Raw genomic sequence first — 13,940 nt, 5'->3', positions numbered from 1 at the left:
GGACACAGGCACGTTTGTACAACTTGCGAAATCGCCACTACACTCCGTGAAGTGACTCCACTCGAGCTCCGCAATCGCCCCTGCGGCGGTCGCTACGAGGACATCGTGGCGGCCATCGGCAACACCCCGCTGGTCGAGCTGAAGCGTCTTTCGCCCAAGCCCGGCGTGCGGATCTGGGCGAAGCTCGAGTCGCAGAACCCCACGGGCTCGATCAAGGACCGCGTCGCGCGCTCTCTGATCGAGGACGCGGAGGCGAAGGGCGCCATCAAGCCCGGCATGACGATCCTCGAGCCGACGTCGGGCAACACCGGCATCTCGCTCGCGATGATCTGCAGCCGCAAGGGCTACAAGCTCAAGGTCGTGATGCCGGACAACGTCACGCCCGAGCGCACGCAGCTGCTGAAGATGTACGGCGCGGACATCGTCTACTCGCCGGGCGACCAGGGCTCCAACGGCGCCGTCGCGATGGCGCTGAAGATGGCCGAGGAGGACGCCTCGTACTACATGCCGTACCAGTACGGCAACCAGGCGAACCCGAACGCGCACTACAACGGCACGGCGCTCGAGATCCTCGAGGAGCTCGACAACGACGTCACCGCGTTCGTGGCCGGGCTCGGCACCGGCGGCACGCTGATGGGCAACGCACGCCGCTTCAAGGAGGAGCTCGGCGATCAGGTCACGATCGTGGCCGCCGAGCCGATGCAGGGCGAGCCGGTCCAGGGCCTGCGCTCGCTCGACGACGGGTTCATCCCGCCGATCATCGACCTCTCGCTGCTCGACCGGAAGATCTTCGTCACCAACCGCGACGCGATCGTGTGGACCCGCAAGCTCCTCGACGAGGAGGGCATCTTCGCGGGCGTCTCCAGCGGCGCCATCGCCAAGATCGCGGTCCGCATCGCCGAGGGCCTCGACGAGGGCAACGTCGTCTTCATCGTCTGCGACGACGGCTGGAAGTACCTCTCCAGCGGCATCTACACGCTGCCCGTCGACGAGGTCGAGAACCTCGACTCCACCGTTTGGTGGTAGACAGCAGCCATGCCCTTCAACGTCGGCCTTCCTGAGCTGCTCATCATCCTCGTGATCGCGCTGATCGTCCTCGGCCCGAAGAAGCTCCCGGACGCCGGCCGCGCGCTCGGCAATGGCATGCGCGAGTTCAAGTCGTCGCTCAACGGCGACCCCAAGCGCGACGACGACGACTACGCGCTGCGCAGCTAGCCGCTCCGCGGGAGCCAGTCGCTAGGTTGGCGAGCGATGAAGATCGCCCGCGAGCTCCTCGACCGGATCGTCGACCACGCGCGCCAGGACGCGCCGGATGAGTGCTGCGGCCTCATCGGCGGCGCCGACGGCACCGCTTCCTCCGTCCACCCGACGACGAACACGGTGCGCAGCCCGCTCCGGTTCGAGATGGACGGGATGGAGCTCTACAGGACGATCGAGGCGATCGAGGGCGACGGTGGGGAGCTGCTGTCCGTCTACCACTCGCACACGCGGTCGGCGCCCTACCCGTCGCAGACGGACATCAACTTCAGCGAGAACTGGCCCGGCATCGAGTGGCTCATCATCGGCCTCGCCGGCGACGAGCCGGAGATCCGCTCCTACCTCATCAGCGGCGGCCAGGTCCAAGAGGTGGACGTGGAGGTCGTGTGAGCCTCGTCTGCCCGGCGTGCGGCCGCGCCCACGACGACGCCGAGCGCTTCTGCGGGAAGTGCGGGGTGCCGCTCGTGGTCGAGGGCGGCCCGGTCGAGGCGGACGTGACCGAGCAGCAGGAGCGCCTGCGCAAGGTCAAGAAGCAGTACGCCGAGGGCGAGCTCGTCCGGGTCGCCGTCGGCCGCCAGCTCCCCGAGGCGGAGCTGATCCAGAACCTCCTGCTCGACGAGGGCGTCCCGTCGACGCTGCGCCGCACGCAGGGCTTCGACGTCCCCGAGATGCTCGCCGCGGGCCCGCGCGACATCCTCGTGCCGCAGTCCGGCGTCGCGACCGCGCGCGAGGTGCTCCTGCAGGCCGACCTCGCCGACGCGCCGCCGCGCCCCGGCAGCGGGCCGGTGCCGCCGTCGAAGGTCCTCCTCGGGCTGCTCGCCGCCTGCGGCGTGGTGGGGCTGATCGTCCTCATCATCGACCTCGCCTCCTGAACTTCATGACGCACACCAACGACGCCGTCGAGCCCAACGACGACGGCAGCTACAGCCAGCGCCCGTTCACCCTCCCGCCGGGCGCGACCGAGATCGTGGTCGTCCGCCACGGCGCCTCCGCCAACGCCGTCCCGGGGCAGTCGTTCCCGATGGTCGCCGGGCGCGGGGACCCGCCGCTCGCGCCCGCCGGCCAGGCGCAGGCCCGCGCGGTGGGGGAGCGCCTCGCGCACGAGCCGCTGACGAAGCTCTTCGTCACCCCGCTGCAGCGCACCCACGAGACCGCCGCGCCGCTGGCGTCGGCCACCGGCCTGCGGCCGAGCGTCGTCGACGACCTCATCGAGGTCTCACTGGGCGAGTGGGAGGGCGGCGAGTTCCGCATCCGCGCCGCGCAGGGCGACCCGATCGTCTGGGAGGCGCTCAAGGAGGAGCGCTGGGACGTCATCCCGGGCGCCGAGAAGCCGGACGCGATCGAGGCCCGCGTGCGCGCCGGCGTCGACCGCATCGTCCGCGAGGCCGGCCCGGACGCGTCGGTCGCGGCGGTGCTCCACGGCGGCATCATCGGCGAGATCTGCCGCATCGCCACGCAGAGCCGCCCGTTCGCGTTCATCCATGCCGACAACGGCTCTATCACGCGGCTGGTGGTGCTGGAGAGCGGCCACTGGCTGCTGCGCTCGTTCAACGACATCAGCCACCTGCCGGTCCCGACCGGCCCGGCCGGGTAGAACGCCTCGCGGGGGCCCGTCGCGGCCGCGTCCGCTCCTTGCAGTGACTGCGACTTTGCACCGAGTGCCTACAATCAGGTCATGACGGAGGGTCTTCGCGAGCGCAAGAAGCAGCGCACGCGAGAGGCGATCATCGACGCAGCGATGCGGCTGTTCGCCGACAGGGGCTTCGACCACACGACGATCGCGGACATCGCGGCCGAGGCCGACATCGCGCCGCGCACGTTCTTCGCCTACTTCCCGGCGAAGGAGGACGTCGTGTTCGCGGACATCACGGAGCGGTTCGAGGACTTCCGCACCGCGCTGCTCGCCGACCGGCCCGCGGGCGTGACGGCGATGGACGCGGTGCGCGGCTTCATCGCCGAGGTCGTCGCCAGCGGCGCGATGGACCAGAAGTGGAAGGAGTGCCGGCGGGATCTGATCGCGAACACGCCGACGATCGCGGCCCGCGACAGCCACCACCACGCGCAGTTCACCGCGGTGCTCGCGGAGGCCGTCGCCGCCGACCTCGGGTCGGCGCCGGACGACCTGCGCGCGCAGATGGTCGCGGCCGCCGCGGCCGCCGCGCTCCACACGATCGGCAACAACCACGCCGACACCGACGACCCGCTCACGATCCTCGACGAGGCGCTGGTCTTCCTCCGCGGCGGCGTCGAGGCGCTCCAGGCCGCCGACCAGGCCGCCGGCCGGGCGGCCGACGCGGCCTAGCCCGGCGCCCGCTCGCGCGTCTTCGCCAGGCCGGCGCGCCACGTGCCCTCGGTCTGGTGGAGCGGGCGCCCGTGGAACGCCGCGCGCAGCGCCTGGCTCGGCCGCTTCTCGTCGACCGCGGCGCGCCGGACGAGGTCGATCACGGCCTCGAACCCCTCTTCCCGTGCGAGAAGGTCGACGACCGTCCCGCCGAGCAGGAGCGCGTCGGCGGGCGCGGGCGGGAAGCTGGGCGGCTCGCCCTCGTGCAGCCGCCGGCCGATCGCCCCGCGCGCGTGGCGGGTGCGGCCGGCGAGCCACTCCGCGGTTCCTACCCCGAGCCAGGTCCAGCGGCGCCCGCGCCACCCGGCGATGCGCGGGTTGAGCGTCGTCACCACGATCCGCCCGTACAGCGCGGCGGGGACGAGCCGCAGCAGCTCGTGGGAGCCGTCCACGCCGGTCGCGCGCGTGCGCAGCAGGCGCGGCGTGAGCATGTGGATCGTGTCGCCGCCGACCGTCCGGCCGCCGACGTAGCGCCGCCCGGCCGGGGCCGTCCGGTGCACCGCGAGCGGCATCGTCGGCTGGGCGAAGTGCAGCTGCGCGGGGGAGCCGTGGAGGACGACCGACACCTCGTGCCCCGGCAGCGCGTCCGCCGGGAGGAAGTCCTCCAGCCGGGCGCGCATGTCCTCCAGCACGCCGAGCACCGCGCGCGCGTCGCGCAGGTCGTCCTCCGCGTGGCGGGCGGCGAAGTGGTCCGAGAGGGTCTCCTCCCAGCCCATCGCCGCTCAGCCTCGCGCCGCCTCCAGCTCATAGTCGAGCTCGCTGCGCACCCCGAGCCGGTGCAGGATCGCGTTGGCGTCGCGCAGGCTGGGCGCGTCGACCACCGCGTCCGCCAGATGCGCCGCCGTCGCCATCGCGACCAGAGGATCGAGGTAGAACGTCAGCGCCGCAACCGGCGACAGCTCGACGGCGCGGCGGCCGCGGCGGATCGTCGTCGTGCCGGTGTGGCCGCGCGCGCAGCGCAGCGCCATCGCGCTCGCCTCGGTCGGAACCTGCGCCACCGCCTCCTCGAGCTTGGTCACCGCGCGCGGCGTCAGCCCGTGCGTGCCGATCCAGCCGCCGCGGCCGGCGACCTCGGACAGCCGCTCCAGCACCTCGGCGACCGTCAGCTCCCCGTCGCACCCGGCGCCGAAGACGCCGAGCACCACGCGCAGGTTCGTGTCGCGCACCAGGTGCTTGGCGGCGGCGAGCAGGATCGCATCGGCCAGCGGGCTCGCCAGCCCCGGCTCGTCGCCGTGGGCGAGCACGTCGCCCCCGACGTCCACGAGCGCGATCGTGTCGCACTCGAGCTTCGCCGCCGCGTCCGCGAGGCCCGCGGCCACGACCCGCGGGCCGGGCGTGGGGTCGACGAGCACCGTCCGCTCGCCCAGATGCGCGGCCATGTGGGTCTCGGCGAACTGCAGCCCGCCAGGGCCGCGCGTGTCGCCGTCGGCCAGCGCGACCGCGTCGTTCAGCCGCTCCGCCCCGGTGATCTCGGCCAGCGTGCGCGGGCCGGGGAGGGGGTCGATCGGCCGGCGCTCCCATGAGAGCCCGCCGACGACCGCGTCGACGTCGAAGGTCCGGGCGTGCTCGGCCGTCGCGAGGGCGCCGACGACGTCACCGCCCCCGCCGATCCCGACGGAGAGCACGCGGCCGGCGCCCGCGAAGGGCAAGGTGTGCCGCGCTCCCTCTAGGCGAACGCGGGCTCGCGCACGAGCTCGCCGCCGCCGATGATCGCGAGGATCTCCTCGGAGGCGCGCTCGAACTCGTCGTCCGACAGCACCGGGGTGCCCTCGAACGGCAGGTCGCGCGTGATGTCGCACCACGACCGGCAGCCCAGGTACTCGTCCTTGACCTTGACGGTCACCGGACGCGGGATGCGGTACGTGCGGAGCAGGAGCACGTTCAGCGGATGACGGCGCTTCCAGGCGAGGCGCTTCTCCGCGTAGTCCGGCGTCCAGACGTAGTACGGGGAGAGCGCGTCGACGACCCGCGGATCCGTGATCGTGACGTGGGCGGTGACCTCCGCCCACGCGCGGATGCGGACCCGGTCGGGCTGGGCGATGCCGCCGTCGCGGGTGAGCGCCTCGACCGGCGGCTCCCCATCAGCCCATACGCCTTCCTCCAGGGCTCGACGCAGCTCCGGGCGGTGCGACTCGCGTACGAGGTCGTTCCGCTGGTGGTCGAACGTGGGGTAGAGGAAGAACCGGTCGTGATCGAGCTTGAACATCCGCTCGTTCTCACGGACTCCACCCTTGCGGAGCGTGACCAGCTGCTCACCTTCGGCGAGCGCGCGGACGGTGACCGCCCACTCCTTGAATGCGATTGGCATGAGAGTCAGGGCCTACTTGTTCCGTGCAACAAAGAATCCCGGCGTCCGGACGGGAACCAGGACGCGACGGGACTACCCCGACCCTTGCACACCTAGACGCTGATTCCAAACGAAAACCCTTAGATCCGAACGCCAGTGAGACCTTGTATGACCTCGATCACACTTGCGAAGTCGTCGTCGGCGTGTCCGCGGCCCACCGCGCCGCTCAGGATCTCGCGGGCGAACGCCGCCGCGGGGAAGGGCACGCCGGCCGCCTGACCCTCCTCGAGGACGTACCGGACGTCCTTCAGCATGTGCGCCGTCTTGAAGAGCGTCGCGTAGTCATGGGCGATCATGGGGCCCGCCTTCAGGTCGAGCATCTTCGACCCGCCGGAACCCGCGGCCATGACCTGGACGAGCGCGTCGAGGTCGACGCCGGTGCCCTTGGCGACGGTCAGCGCCTGCGCGAGCGTCACCGCGTTGATGGCCGCGACCGCGTTGTTCACCAACTTCAGCATCTGGCCCTGGCCCGTCGCGCCGACGTGGAGCCACAGCTGGCCCATCGCCTCGAACAGCGGCTCGGCGCGCGCGAACTCCTCGTGGGAGCCTCCTGCCATGATCGTCAGCGTCCCGGCCTCCGCCGCGGGGGAGGAGCCGGTGACCGGCGCGTCGAGGAAGCCGAAGCCGCCCTCCGCGAGCCGCGCGGCGATCGCGCGCGCCGTCTGGGGCGAGATCGTCGACATGTCGACGAACAGCGTCCCGGGCCGCGCGCCCGCTGCCGCGCCGGTGGCCTCGTCGAGCAGCACCTGCTCGACCTGCGGCCCGTCGACGACCATCGAGATGACGACCTCCGCGTCCCGCGCGGCCTCGCGCGGCGTGTCGGCGATCGGGACGCCGAGCGGCTCGGCCTTGGCACGCGTCCGGTTCCAGACCACGAGCTCGTGGCCGGCGTCTCGCAGGTTCGCGGCCATGCGGGACCCCATGATCCCCAGGCCGAGGAAGGCGACGTTCATCGCCCGCCACAGTACGGCGGGTGCGTCACGCGGCCAGGCCGAGCCGCAGCGCCACGGCCGCCGCCTCGGTCCGCGTGCGGACCTCGAGCTTGGCGAGGATGCGCGAGACGTGGACGGACGCGGTCTTCTCGGCCATGTAGAGCGTCTCGCCGATCTCGCGGTTCGTGCGGCCCTGCGCGAGCAGCTCGAGGACCTCGCGTTCGCGCGGGGTGAGGCCCAGCTCCTCCGCCGCGTCCTGCTCCGTGTCGGCCTCCGCCTCGGTGTCGGCCTCGACGCCCTCGGCGATCGGCAGCCGCGCGCGGCGGGCGAGCACGTCGAGCTCCTCGACCAGCCAGCGCGCGCCCACGCGCTCGGCCCCGGCACGTGCGGCGGCGCAGGCGGCGGCCGCGCCCTCGCGGTCGCCGGCGTCGGCGAGCGTCAGGGCCTGCCGGCGACGGGCGAGCGCCGCGGTGTACGGGCGCTCCAGCGCGTCCCACTGCGCGGCCGCCGCGGCGTAGGCCTCCGGGTCGGGCCGGCCCTCGGCGCGCAGCGCGTTCGCCTCGGCGTCGGCCAGGTGCGCGGCCGCGGCGGGGCGCGTCTCGGCGGTCGTCTCGCTCACCGCCTGGCGGCCGACCTGCAGCAGCTCGCGCGCGAGCGCGACCGCCTCCTCGGCCTCCACCGACCGGCCCAGGTCGCGCGAGTGCTCGGCCCGGTCGGCCTCGACGGCCACGCCCGCGGACGCGATCCGCGCGATGCGCAGCCGGTCCAGGTTGCGGCCGGGCGGCACCCGGCGCAGCCCCTCCTCGACCGCGGCGCGCGCGTCGTCGTAGCGGCGCTCGCGCCGGTAGGCCTGGGCGAGCAGCGCGGCGATCGGCCCGTGCCACTGCGGCTCGATCGACCGCTGCGCCAGCTCCTTCGCCTCTTCCAGCAGCGCGATCGCGGCGTGGTGGTCGCCGCGGCCGAGCACGATCGGCGCCTTGCCGAGCAGGTAGAGCACGCGGATCAGCCCGCCGCGCGAGGGCGCGTTGTCGTCCGCGAGCCGCTCCGCGACGTCCCAGTTGCCCAGGTGGAACTCCATGTCGACGAGCTGGAGCGCCAGCCAGCGGCACTCGGTCTTGTCGTCGACCGCCCGCAGGCCCTCGTACGACAGGTCGCGCGCCTTGCGGGCGTGGCCGGACAGGTAGAGGACGTCCGCGAGGTTCGTGTACGCGCGCACCACCGCCTCGCGCCGGCCGTTCTCCTTCGCGAGCGCCAGCGCCCCGCGCAGCGCCTCCTCGCCGCCGGTGACGTCGCCCATCGACGCCAGGCAGACGCCGAGCGTGTTGAGCGCGTGCGCCTCGGCGCCCCGCGCGCCCACCGCCCGGGCGACGACGATCGCCTCGCGGCACCGCTCCGCGCCCTCGTCGTAGCGCCCGGCGAGCATGAACGCGCCGCCGAGCGACGCGAGCACGGTCGCGCGCTCCTCGCACGGCTCGCTCTCGGGCAGCAGCGCGAGCGCCTTGCTGTAGGCGTCGAGCGCCTCGTCGCTCTTGCCCAGCTGCCACTGCGCCTTGCCCATGCGCTCCAGCAGGATCGCGGCGCGGCGCGGGTCGGCGTCCCGGTCGATCTCGTCCAGCGCGCGGCGCAGCAGCGTCCGCGCCCGGTTGTGGTCCTCCGCGCGCCCGTGCGCGACGGCGGTCCGGTGCAGCAGGTCGACGTGGTCGGCGCAGGCGATCGACTCGGGATCGGGCAGGCGCTCCCACAGCTCCAGCGCGCGCTCGAGCATCGAGGCGGCCTCGCCGTTCGCGTGCACCTGCTCGGCGGCCTTGGCCGCGCGGACGCACGCGCCCATCGCGCGCTCGCGGTCGCCCGCCGCGATCCAGTGGTGGGCGATCTCGGTCCGCGTCGCCACCGACGTGCTCTCGCCCGCGAGCCGCTCCAGCTCCTCGGCGAGGTCGGCGTGCAGCTCGGCGTGCTCGCCGGGGAGGAGGTCGTCGTGGACGGCCTCGCGCAGCAGGGCGTGGCGGAACGTGTAGCGCCCTTCCTCGTCGACCTCGAGCAGCTGCTGCCCGACCGCCTCGCGGAGCGCGTCGCGCAGCGGCCGGCCGTCGAGCCCGCTCACCGCGCGCAGCAGCCCGTGGTCGACGCGCTGGCCGGCGGCGACGACCTGCAGCAGCTCCTGCGCGTCCTGCGACAGCGCCTCGACGCGCAGCATCAGCGCGTCGCGCAGCGTCGGCGGGATCTCGCCGCGGCCCTCGCGCCCGGCGGCGACGAGCTCCTCGACGTACAGCGGGTTGCCCTGGCTGCGGGCGAGCAGCCGGTCGACCAGCGCGGGGTCCGGGGCGGCACCGACGATGTCCTCCAGCTGCGCGACGAGCTCCGCGCGCGTGAACGGCTCCAGCCGGATCGGGACCGCGCGCTCGGTGCGCTCCAGCTCGGCCATCACGGGCCGCATGGGGTGGCGGCGGTGCAGCTCGTCGCTGCGGTAGGTGACGACGACGAGGACGCGCTCGCGGCACAGCGCGCGGGAGAGGAAGACGAGGAAGTCGCGGGTGGAGCGGTCGGCCCAGTGCGCGTCCTCGAGGATCAGCACGACCGGCTGCTCGCTGCTGAGCCGGTCGAGGAGGGAGAGCAGCGCCTCGAAGAGCCGCGCCTGGGGGGAGGGCGTCCCCGCGCCGGACGCGGCCAGATCGGACATCGGGACGGCGGTGTCGCCCAGCTCGGGGACGAGCTGCGCCAGCTCAGCCCGGGCGGAGCCGAGCTGGTCGAGCACCGGGTCGCGCGAGCGCACGAGCGGGCGCAGCGCGCTGACGATCGGGGCGTACGGCAGCTCGCTCTCGCCGAGCTCGACGCACTCGCCGCTCATCACGCGCGCGCCCGCCTGGCGCGCGCGGACGGCGAGCTCGTCGACGAGCCGGGTCTTGCCGAGGCCCGACTCGCCGGTGACGAACGCGAGGTGCGATTTGCCCTCACGGGCGCTGTCGAGCAGCGAGAGGAGGTCGTTCAGCTCGCTCTCGCGGCCGACGAAACGGGTGCTGGTGACGCGCTGAGCCACGCCACCAGTATCCCGTCTCGTCACCGCCTGGGAAGGAGACGGCGGTGACGAAGGCGAGAGAAGCGCTGGCTGGCGAGGCGCAGCTCGTCCTGGCGGGCGAGCTCGGTCATGTGGGGGAGGAGCGGGTTCATGGCCAGCATGCTGCGCCTAAGGGGTGGGGTCGCACATCGGGCAGTCGGAGCGCGTAAGGGGTTCCGACCCCTTACTCTGGCCCGCGCGGCCCTCGTACCCTGACGTCATGAGCCTCTCGGAGACCGCGAAGAAGGCCGCACACGCCGTCGGCGCGCACCGCATCAGCGTCGCCCCGTCGTCGAGGACCGTCCGGGTGACGGGCCCCGACGGCACGCTCCTGGCGGAGTCCAGCCGCCCGCTGGCGCTGGAGGAGACAGGCCTGCCGACCCGCTACTACCTGCCCCGTGAGGACGTGCGGCTGGAGCTCCTGGAGCCCTCGCAGACCACGTCCTACTGCCCGTTCAAGGGGGACGCGACGTACTTCAGCGCCCCCGGGGCCGACGACGCGTTCTGGGTCTACGAGGCGCCGTCCGAGGAGGACGCGAAGCCCATCGCCGGGTACCTCGCACCCTGGCCGGGACGCGTGACGGTCGACGTCAGCGGCGAGTAAGGCCCCGCCCGCCGGTCGACCCCTTACCCCTTACGCGGCGGCGTGCCGTGGCCGCCGCCGCCCGGCGTCTCGATCCGCAGCCGCTGGCCGGGCCGCAGGTCGCCGGTGGCCTTGGGCGGCAGCTCGGCGCCGTCGAGGAGGTTGCGGCCGCGCGCGCCGTCGCCTCCGCCGTCCGCACCGGGCGGGGTGTGGCGGCGGCGCTCGGTGATGAGCGAGTAGGTCATCGGGGCGAGCGCCTCGAGCTCGCGCACGATCCCGTCGCCGCCGCGGAAGCGCCCGTCGCCGCCGCTCCCGCGCCGCAGCCCGTACTCGACGACGCGGACCGGGAACTCGAGCTCCAGCGCCTCGACCGGCGTGTTGAGCGTGTTGCTCATCGCCACGTGGACGCCGCTCGGGCCGTCGGCGTTCGGGCACGCGCCCTGGCCGCCGCCGAGCGTCTCGTAGTAGGTGAACGCGTCGGAGCCGAGCGTCAGGTTGTTCATCGTGCCCTGCCCGAGCGCGCGGCCGAACGCCTGCAGCACGAGGTCGGCGACCCGCGACGACGTCTCGACGTTGCCGCCGACGACCGCGGCGGGGGAGCGCGCGTTGAGGATCGAACCCTCCGGCGCGATCACCGTCAAGGGCCGCTCGGCGCCCGCGCTCGCCGGGATGTCGGGGTCGGTGAGGACGCGCAGGGCGAACAGGCAGGCGCTGCGCGTGACCGCGAGCGGCGCGTTGAGGTTGCCGCCGTGCTGGGCGGCGCTGCCGGTGAAGTCGAGGAGCAGCTCGTCGCCGCGGACCTCCGCGCGCAGCCGCAGCTGCAGGTCCCCCTCGCGCGCCTCCAGCGCGTCGACGGCCTCCCGCACGCCGTCGTCCATCGCCGCGAGCTGCGCGCGCGTGCGGCGCTCGGCGTAGTCGAGCACCTCGGCCGTCGCCGCCGCCAGCGCGTCCGGCCCCATGCGCGCCGCCAGCTCCTCCAGCCGGCGCGCGCCGATCCGGTTCGCGGCCAGCTGCGCCCGCAGGTCCGCCCGGCGCTGCGCGGGCTGGCGCATCTGCGCGACCAGCTCCTCGACCAGCTCGGGCGTCATCCGCGACGGCGCGATCACGACGCCCTCCTCCTCCAGCGTCGTCGAGTCCGCCGGCATCGAGCCCGGCACGCGCCCGCCGACGTCGGCGTGGTGCGCGCGCGACGCGGCGAAGCCGATCAGACGCTCCTCCACGAACACCGGCGTGACCACCGTGATGTCGGGGAGGTGCGTGCCGCCCGCGAACGGGTCGTTGAGGATCCAGGACACGCCGTCCTCGTGCGGGCCGTCGAGCACCGCCGCGACCGCCGCCGGCATCGCGCCGAGGTGGACCGGGATGTGCTCGGCCTGCATGACCATCTGCCCGGCCGGGTCGAACAGCGCGGTCGAGCAGTCGCGCCGCTCCTTGATGTTCGCCGAGTGCGCCGCCCGCACGAGCACGGCGCCCATCTCCTCGCACGCGGCGCGCAGCGCCCCGGTCGCGACCTGCAGCTCAACCGCGTCGATGGAGCACCACCGTCCCGTCGTCGTCGACCGCGCCCGCCCAGCCGCGCGGGACCGCCAGCGTCGCCTCGGGCAGCGCGCACACCGCGGGCCCCTCGACGCGCGCCCCCGGCGGCAGCTCGCCGCGCAGGATCGACGTCTCCTCGTCGAGCACCGTCGCGCGCGTCTCGCGCCGTGGGGCCGCCGTGTCCTCGGCCGCCAGGTCGACCGGGGGAGCGGGCACGCGTGCCGTCACGCGCACGGTCACGACCTCCACCTCGCCGTCCTCGGGCCGGAAGCCGTAGCGCTCCTCGTGCACGCGCGGGAAGTCCTCCGGCGCGTCGACCGTCAGCTCGAACGACTGGCCCCGGTAGCGGCAGTCGTACCGGACGCCGACCTCGACCTCGTCGCCACCCCCGAGCCGCTCACGCGCCTCGCGCTCCAGCCCCGCCGCGTCGAAGTCGTCCGTGCCGAGGACCGTCCGCTGCACGTCCACGCGCCGGTCGGCCGCCGCGAGCCCGAGCGCCGAGAGCACCCCGCTCGCCCGCGGGCAGACGATCGTCGTGATGCCCAGCTCCTCCGCGATCGCCGCCGCGTGCAGGCCGCCCGCGCCGCCGAACGCGAGCAGCGCGAAGTCGCGCGGGTCGAGGCCGCGCTCGACCGTCATCACCCGCAGCGCGCGCACCATCTCGGCGTTCGCGACCCGGATCACCCCGGCGGCCGCGTCCTCGCCGAGCCCGAGCCCGTCCAGCGCCCGCCGCGCCGCATCCGCGTCGAGCTCCACGCCGCTCAGCGCGCCGTCGAGCAGGCCGAGGACGAGGTTCGCGTCGGTCACCGTGGGCTCCGTCCCGCCGCGGCCGTAGCAGGCAGGGCCGGGGTCGGCGCCGGCGCTCCGCGGGCCCACGCGCAGCGCGCCGCCCGGGTCGCGCCAGGCGATCGAGCCGCCGCCCGCGCCGACCGTGTGGATGTCGACCATCGGCAGCGCGAGCGGGCGCCCGCCCACGCGCCGGCCGGCGGCCTCGCGCACCGTGCCGTCCTCCACGACGCACACGTCGCACGACGTGCCGCCCATGTCGAAGCACAGGAGGTTCGGCGTGCCCGTGCGCTCGGCGATCAGCGCCGCGGCCGCCGCGCCGCCCGCGGGCCCGCTCAACACGGTCAGCGCCGCGTGCGAGGCCGCCAGCTCGAGCTCCGCCAGCCCGCCGCTGGACTGCATGATCGCCGGCGCGGGCAGCCCGGCCTCCGCGCACCGCTCGCGCAGCCGCCGCAGGTAGCGCCGCAGGAGGGGGGAGAGCGCCGCGTCGACCTCGGTGGTGGCCGCGCGCTCGTACTCGCGGAACGTCCCGACGACGTCGTGCGAGAGCGAGACGTGCACGTCGGGCAGCTCCCGCGCCAGCGCCTCGCCGACGCGCCGCTCGTGCGCGGGGAACCGGTCGGCGTGCAGCAGGCAGACCGCGACGGCCTCGGGCTCCAGCGCGGCGACCTCCCGCGCGACCGCCGCGGCGGCCGCGTCCGTCAGCTCCCGCACGACGCCCTCCGGCCCCATCCGCTCGTCCACGCCGACCCGGCGCGAGGGCGGCGCGAGCGGCGCGGGATGCGCGGCGCACAGCCGGTAGAGGTCGCGCCGCGCCTGGCGGGCCAGCTCGACCACGTCGGTGAAGCCGGCGGTCGCGACGAACACCGTTCGTGCCGCGTCGCCCTCCAGCAGCGCGTTCGTCGCGACGGTCATCCCGTGCGCGAAGACGTCGACCTCGCCGGCGTCGCGGCCGGTACGCTCCAGCACGGCCCGCACCGCGTCGAGCACGCCGATCGACTGGTCGCGCGGGGTCGACGGCGCCTTGGCCGTGACGACGCGACCGTCCGCCACGAGCACGGCGTCGGTGAACGTTCCCCCGACGTCGACGCCGAGCAGCATGGCGT

The 13,940-nt window shown here is 74.3% G+C and carries 14 protein-coding genes; 7 read left to right on the top strand and 7 right to left on the bottom strand.

The window, feature by feature from the left end; genetic code table 11:
• Nucleotides 1–51 precede the first annotated feature (51 nt).
• From AC1UE5_RS06560 to AC1UE5_RS06535, 6 genes are all read left to right on the top strand, one after another.
• A complete protein-coding gene (locus AC1UE5_RS06560; RefSeq protein WP_482921351.1) occupies nt 52–1,026 on the top strand; it encodes a PLP-dependent cysteine synthase family protein in 975 nt (324 codons plus the stop codon).
• A 9-nt stretch (nt 1,027–1,035) separates the two neighbouring features.
• A complete protein-coding gene (gene tatA, locus AC1UE5_RS06555) occupies nt 1,036–1,215 on the top strand; it encodes a twin-arginine translocase TatA/TatE family subunit (protein WP_482921349.1) in 180 nt (59 codons plus the stop codon).
• A 36-nt stretch (nt 1,216–1,251) separates the two neighbouring features.
• Entirely contained in the window at nt 1,252–1,647 is a 396-nt protein-coding gene (locus AC1UE5_RS06550; protein WP_482921347.1) for a M67 family metallopeptidase, read from the top strand.
• Nucleotides 1,644–2,129 carry a hypothetical protein gene (locus AC1UE5_RS06545; RefSeq protein WP_482921345.1) on the top strand — a complete coding sequence of 162 codons (486 nt, stop codon included), beginning with the start codon at nt 1,644–1,646 and terminating at the stop codon, nt 2,127–2,129. Before AC1UE5_RS06550 ends, AC1UE5_RS06545 begins: the two co-directional genes overlap by 4 nt.
• Before the next feature lie 5 nt (nt 2,130–2,134).
• Nucleotides 2,135–2,851: a histidine phosphatase family protein gene (locus AC1UE5_RS06540; RefSeq protein ID WP_482921343.1), complete on the top strand. Its 717-nt coding sequence runs from the start codon at nt 2,135–2,137 to the stop codon at nt 2,849–2,851.
• Between the two features lie 81 nt (nt 2,852–2,932).
• On the top strand, nt 2,933–3,559 hold the full coding sequence (locus AC1UE5_RS06535; protein ID WP_482921341.1) for a TetR family transcriptional regulator: 627 nt from the start codon (nt 2,933–2,935) through the stop codon (nt 3,557–3,559).
• Here AC1UE5_RS06535 and AC1UE5_RS06530 read toward each other — a convergent pair.
• The 5 genes from AC1UE5_RS06530 to AC1UE5_RS06510 form a co-directional block, all read right to left on the bottom strand.
• On the bottom strand, nt 3,556–4,314 hold the full coding sequence (locus AC1UE5_RS06530; protein WP_482921339.1) for a hypothetical protein: 759 nt from the start codon (nt 4,312–4,314) through the stop codon (nt 3,556–3,558). The genes AC1UE5_RS06535 and AC1UE5_RS06530 overlap by 4 nt on opposite strands.
• A 6-nt stretch (nt 4,315–4,320) precedes the next feature.
• Nucleotides 4,321–5,247, bottom strand: a complete 927-nt coding sequence (locus AC1UE5_RS06525) for a DUF1152 domain-containing protein (RefSeq protein WP_482921337.1) — start codon at nt 5,245–5,247, stop codon at nt 4,321–4,323.
• 17 nt (nt 5,248–5,264) lie between these two features.
• Nucleotides 5,265–5,906, bottom strand: a complete 642-nt coding sequence (locus tag AC1UE5_RS06520) for a DUF1802 family protein (protein ID WP_482921335.1) — start codon at nt 5,904–5,906, stop codon at nt 5,265–5,267.
• Nucleotides 5,907–6,025: 119 nt separating this feature from the next.
• Nucleotides 6,026–6,898, bottom strand: coding sequence for an NAD(P)-dependent oxidoreductase (locus AC1UE5_RS06515; protein ID WP_482921334.1), 873 nt, complete (start codon nt 6,896–6,898; stop codon nt 6,026–6,028).
• 25 nt (nt 6,899–6,923) lie between these two features.
• Nucleotides 6,924–9,911 carry a helix-turn-helix transcriptional regulator gene (locus tag AC1UE5_RS06510; protein ID WP_482921332.1) on the bottom strand — a complete coding sequence of 996 codons (2,988 nt, stop codon included), beginning with the start codon at nt 9,909–9,911 and terminating at the stop codon, nt 6,924–6,926.
• 238 nt (nt 9,912–10,149) lie between these two features.
• Here AC1UE5_RS06510 and AC1UE5_RS06505 point away from each other — a divergent pair, with 238 nt between their 5' ends.
• Entirely contained in the window at nt 10,150–10,533 is a 384-nt protein-coding gene (locus tag AC1UE5_RS06505; RefSeq protein WP_482921330.1) for a DUF427 domain-containing protein, read from the top strand.
• 23 nt (nt 10,534–10,556) lie between these two features.
• Here the strand turns inward: AC1UE5_RS06505 and AC1UE5_RS06500 are convergent, their stop codons facing one another.
• Nucleotides 10,557–11,987 (bottom strand): hydantoinase B/oxoprolinase family protein, encoded by a 1,431-nt coding sequence (locus AC1UE5_RS06500; protein ID WP_482921328.1) that lies wholly within the window; start codon nt 11,985–11,987, stop codon nt 10,557–10,559.
• 43 nt (nt 11,988–12,030) lie between these two features.
• Entirely contained in the window at nt 12,031–13,935 is a 1,905-nt protein-coding gene (locus AC1UE5_RS06495) for a hydantoinase/oxoprolinase family protein (protein WP_482921326.1), read from the bottom strand.
• Nucleotides 13,936–13,940: the final 5 nt, after the last annotated feature.

It is taken from the genome of Parviterribacter multiflagellatus (assembly GCF_056863265.1).
This window is presented reverse-complemented; position numbering and strand designations above follow the sequence as displayed.

What these genes read in the sequence shown, in the direction of transcription:
- tatA (WP_482921349.1), top strand. Translation starts at nt 1,036, where the DNA reads ATGCCCTTCAACGTCGGCCTTCCTGAGCTGCTCATCATCCTCGTGATC.
- AC1UE5_RS06550 (WP_482921347.1), top strand. Translation starts at nt 1,252, where the DNA reads ATGAAGATCGCCCGCGAGCTCCTCGACCGGATCGTCGACCACGCGCGC.
- AC1UE5_RS06540 (WP_482921343.1), top strand. Translation starts at nt 2,135, where the DNA reads ATGACGCACACCAACGACGCCGTCGAGCCCAACGACGACGGCAGCTAC.
- AC1UE5_RS06535 (WP_482921341.1), top strand. Translation starts at nt 2,933, where the DNA reads ATGACGGAGGGTCTTCGCGAGCGCAAGAAGCAGCGCACGCGAGAGGCG.
- AC1UE5_RS06530 (WP_482921339.1), bottom strand. Translation starts at nt 4,314, where the DNA reads ATGGGCTGGGAGGAGACCCTCTCGGACCACTTCGCCGCCCGCCACGCG.
- AC1UE5_RS06520 (WP_482921335.1), bottom strand. Translation starts at nt 5,906, where the DNA reads ATGCCAATCGCATTCAAGGAGTGGGCGGTCACCGTCCGCGCGCTCGCC.
- AC1UE5_RS06515 (WP_482921334.1), bottom strand. Translation starts at nt 6,898, where the DNA reads ATGAACGTCGCCTTCCTCGGCCTGGGGATCATGGGGTCCCGCATGGCC.
- AC1UE5_RS06505 (WP_482921330.1), top strand. Translation starts at nt 10,150, where the DNA reads ATGAGCCTCTCGGAGACCGCGAAGAAGGCCGCACACGCCGTCGGCGCG.
- AC1UE5_RS06500 (WP_482921328.1), bottom strand. Translation starts at nt 11,987, where the DNA reads ATGGGCGCCGTGCTCGTGCGGGCGGCGCACTCGGCGAACATCAAGGAG.
- AC1UE5_RS06495 (WP_482921326.1), bottom strand. Translation starts at nt 13,935, where the DNA reads ATGCTGCTCGGCGTCGACGTCGGGGGAACGTTCACCGACGCCGTGCTC.